General features: G+C 72.3%; 1 protein-coding gene. It reads right to left on the bottom strand.

What is annotated here, in order from left to right; all coding sequences use genetic code 11:
• A partial coding sequence (locus ACF08M_RS41375; protein ID WP_392190477.1) for a condensation domain-containing protein occupies positions 1-4313 on the bottom strand: 4313 nt, incomplete at both ends.

Here is a 4313-nt window from a genome sequence, read left to right as displayed (position 1 = left end):
GTGTCATTGAACCCCCGCAGCACCTCCAGCTCCGCCGGCTCCAACAGCTCCACCGCTCCGACCCGTCGGCCGGGGTCCGCCACCAGCTGCCGCAGCAGCCGGTCGAGCCGGGCCGCGATGCGTTCCACCGTGGCCCGGTCGAACAGGTCGGTGGCGTACTCGATTTCGCCCTGTACGCCCTGGCCGGGGACTCCGGCCAGGTTGAAGAACAGGTCGAACTTCGCAGTGCCGTTGGAGATCAGCTCGAACGTCGCGTCCAGTCCGGGCAGGTCGAGGTCGGGCCAGAAGGTCTGCCAGGCGAACATGACCTGGAAGAAGGGCTGGTAGGCGGTCGAGCGCTCCGGGTTGAGCACCTCCACTAGGCGCTCGAACGGCGCGTCCTGGTTGTCGTAGGCCACCAGCGCCTTGGCCCTCACCCGCTCCAGCACCTCTTCGAACGACGGGTTCCCGGACAGGTCGGCGCGCAGCACCCAGGTGTTGACGAAGAAGCCCACCAGGTCCGACAGGGCTTCGTCGGTACGGCCCGCGATCGGCGAGCCGATGGTGATGTCGTCGCCGCCGCCCAGCTGGTGCAGCAGTACGGACAGCGCCGACTGCATCACCATCGAGACCGTCGCGCCCCGTTCGCGGGCGAGTTCCTCGACACCGGCCAGCACCTCGGCGTCGAAGGTGACGCCGACGGTGTCGCCGCGGTGGCTGGCGGCCGGCGGCCGCGGGCGGTCCGTGGGCAGTTGCAGCGGCTGCGGTACGCCGGTCAACTCATCGCGCCAGTACGTGGTCTGGGCGCTGAGCACCCTGCTCGGGTCGGCCTCCTCGCCGAGGAGTTCCTGTTGCCAGACGGTGTAGTCGGCGTACTGCACCGGCAGGTCGGGCCAGGCCGGGGCCTGCCCCTCGGTGCGGGCGGTGTAGGCGGTGGCCAGGTCTCGCGCCAGCGGTCCCATGGATTCGCCGTCGCTGGCGATGTGGTGGATCACCAGCACCAGCACATGGTCCTCGACGCCGCAGCGCAGCACCTGGGCGCGGACGGGGATCTCCGTGGCCAGGTCGAACAGATGGGCCGCTGCGTCCGCCGCCGCGCTGTCGATCTCACCGGGGTCCACCGCGATCACGGGGACATCCAGCAGCGCCGCGTCCGCGGGCACCACCTGCTGGAACGGCACACCCGCCGCGTCATCGACGATCAGTGTGCGCAGGCTCTCGTGGCGGGCGACCACATCGCGGACCGCCTGGCCCATGGCCGCCACGTCCAGCGTGCCGGTCAGCCGTACGCCGAGCGCGACGTTGTAGGTCGCCGAGGCGCCCTCGAAACGGTTGATGAACCACAGCCGGCGCTGGGCGTACGACAGCGGCATCCGGTCCGGGCGCTGTGCCAACTGCCGCAGTGGCGGCCTTACTTGCAGTCCGGCCGACAGGTGCACGATCAGTTCCGCGATGGTGGGGGACGCGAACACCTCGCGGATGGGCACCTCCACGCCCAGTTCGGTACGGATCCTGCTGACCAGACGGATCGCCAGCAGGGAGTTGCCGCCCAGGTCGAAGAAGCCGTCGTCGACGCCGACCTGTCCGACGCCGAGGACCTCGGCGAACACGCCCGCGAGTACCTCTTCCTGCGGGGTGCGCGGCGTCCAGTGCTCGCGTCCGCCCGTCTTCTGGTCCGCCGTGGCCGCCCGCGCCAGCCGCTCGTCGGAGATCAGGCGCTCCACCGCACCGTCGGCGGTCCAGCGGGCCCGGTCGCCGGTGCGGTACATCCGGCTGCCCGGCGCGCCGAACGGGTCCGCGACGCATCGCTCCGCGGTGCCGAAGAGGGTGGTGCCGTACTCCCGTCCCAGCCCGGGTCCCGCGAGATAGAGTTCTCCCGGGACGCCGGGGGCCACCGGGCGCAGCCAGGCGTCCAGTACGTACGCACGCGGGCTCGCGGACGGGTCCGCGTTCTCGATCTCGTCGAACGAGAAGACCCGGCCGGACAGGCTCACAAATGCCGGATGGTCCCTGTGCAGCGGTGAAATCCGGTCCGCGTCAAGGATTGTGCCGTCCGGCTGCCCGGCGGCCGTGGTGGCATTCATCATGATCTGCGGCAGGCCGTCGGTCCGCGGCAGCCGGTCTGTCATGTCCTCGGTCGCCAGCCAGGCCACCGGGGTGGCGCCGGCCCTGCCGACCGTGCCGTCCGCGGCGATCGGCAGGCACGCGGCGCCCGTCTTCAGCACGGCCAGTACGGATACGGCCCGCTCCACCGGGGAGTCGACGGACACACCGACGTATCGGTCGGGGCCGGCGCCGAGGCCGATCAGCAGGCGCGCCAGCCGGTTGGACCGGGCGTCCAGTTCGCGGTAGGTCAACGGCCCGCCGTCGGCCGTCGCGGCCACCGCCGGGGCGTCCGGTGTGGCGGCCGCCTGCCGTGCGAACAGGCCGGGGGCCGGCAGTTCCGGTGCCTCCGGCCTCTCCGGTGCGCCGGGCCCGTCGACGGCCGCGGAACCGGCCGCCGCGGTGTCGCCCGCCGCACGGTCATCCGCTGCGCCGTCGCCCGTGCCCAACAGCCGGTCCCGCTCCTGCGGAGCCAGCACGTCGATGGTGCTCACCGGGCGGCCGGGGTCGGCCACGAGCTGGCGCAGCACCCGCACCAGCCGGTCGGCGATGGCCACCACCGACTCGCGGTCGTAGAGGTTGCGCTGGTACTGCAGGGCGAGCCGGAGGTGGGGCTCGGCGGCGGCCAGCAGGGTCAGCGGGTAGTGGGCGGCAGCGAGCGGCCGGATGCCGGTGACCGCGATGCCGGCCGCGGTGTTGGCCTCGCTGATGCCGGTCCGGTCCACCGGGTAGGACTCGTACACGACGAGGGTGTCGAACAGGTCGGGCAGCCCGATGGACTGCTGGATGTCGGTCAGCCCGTGGTGGTGGTGATCCAGCAGGGCGGCCTGCCGGCCCTGCAGCCCGGTCAGCAGCTCGGCGAGCGTTTCGGTCGGCGAGCACCGCACCCGTACGGGCAGGGTGTTGATGAACAGCCCGACCATGGAGTCGACGCCCGGCAAGGACGGCGGGCGGCCGGAGACCGTGGTGCCGAAGAGGACGTCCTGGCGGCCGGTGAGTGAGGCGAGCAGGACCGCCCAGGTGCCCTGCACCAGGGTGTTGAGCGTGACGCCGAGGTCAGCGGCCCGCCGGGCCAGCTCGCGGGCCTCGTCCGCCGACAGTTCGGCCTCGATGTTGCCGATGCCGGAGAGGTCCGTACGGGGTTCGAGGCCGGCCGCCAGCAGGGTCGGCGTGTCGACGCCGTCGAGTTCGGCCGCCCATGCGCGGGTGGAGCGGGTGCGGTCCTGTGCGGACAGCCAGGCCAGGAAGTCCCGGTAGTTGCGCGGTCGGGGCAGCGCGGCGAGGTCGCCGTCGGCGGCGTAGGCGCGCAGCAGGTCTTGCAGCAGCAGCGGGTACGACCAGCCGTCGAAGAGGACGTGGTGGGCGGTCAGTACCAGCTCGGCGCGGTCCGGGCCCGTGGTGAGCAGCGTCATCCGCAGCAGTGGCGGCGCGGCCTGGTTGAACCGGTCGTTCATGTCGTCGGCGAGGAAGCGGTCGCAGGCGGCTCGGCGCGCCTCGTCGTCGAGGGTGCTCAGGTCGAGGGTGCGCCAGGGCAGTTCGGCGGTGTTCGGCACGATCTGCACGGGGTCACCGGCGGCGGAGTTGACGAACGCGGTCCGCAGGTTCGGGTACCGGTTCAGCAGCGCCTGGCCCGCCGCCCGCATACGGGCCGGGTCGACGGTGCCGCTGAGGTGGAACACCAGCTGCATCTGGTACGCGTCGAACCGGGAGTCGGCCAGCATCGTGTGGAAGAGCAGCCCGGACTGCAGCGCGGTCAGCGGCCAGATGTCGGCCAGGCCCGGGTACTGCCGCTCCCATGCCTCGATCTCGCGCTGGGTCACGGAGACCAGGGGCACGTCCGAGGGCGTCAGCCCGCCCGCGCCGGGCCCGGCCGCATGGCGGGCCAGCGCCTCCAGCGCGGTGCGCCAGAGGTCGGCCAGCTGTTGTACGTCCGTACGGGAGAGGACTCCCGTGGGGAAGGCGAACATGGCGGTGAGCTGTGGTGTGCCCTCGGCGGTGTCGGTGACCAGGGCGTTGATGTCGACCGTTGCCATGGGCGGGGTGTCGGCGGCGGGGGCCGCCCCCAGCTCGGCGGCCTCGGGGGCCGGGGTCCAGCCCAGGCCGCGCACGCGGTCCGGCATGTCGGCGGTGGAGAAGCGGCCGAGGTAGTTGAAGCCGATCTGGCCGGTGGCATGCGATGCCAGTACGGGCGCGGTCCGCTCGTTGACATAGCGCAGCAGGCCATACCCCAG

The organism is Streptomyces sp. NPDC015032, from assembly GCF_043080425.1.
Classification (GTDB): domain Bacteria; phylum Actinomycetota; class Actinomycetes; order Streptomycetales; family Streptomycetaceae; genus Streptomyces.
Note: the sequence above shows the minus strand (reverse complement) of the source record. Positions and strands in the feature narration are given on the sequence as shown.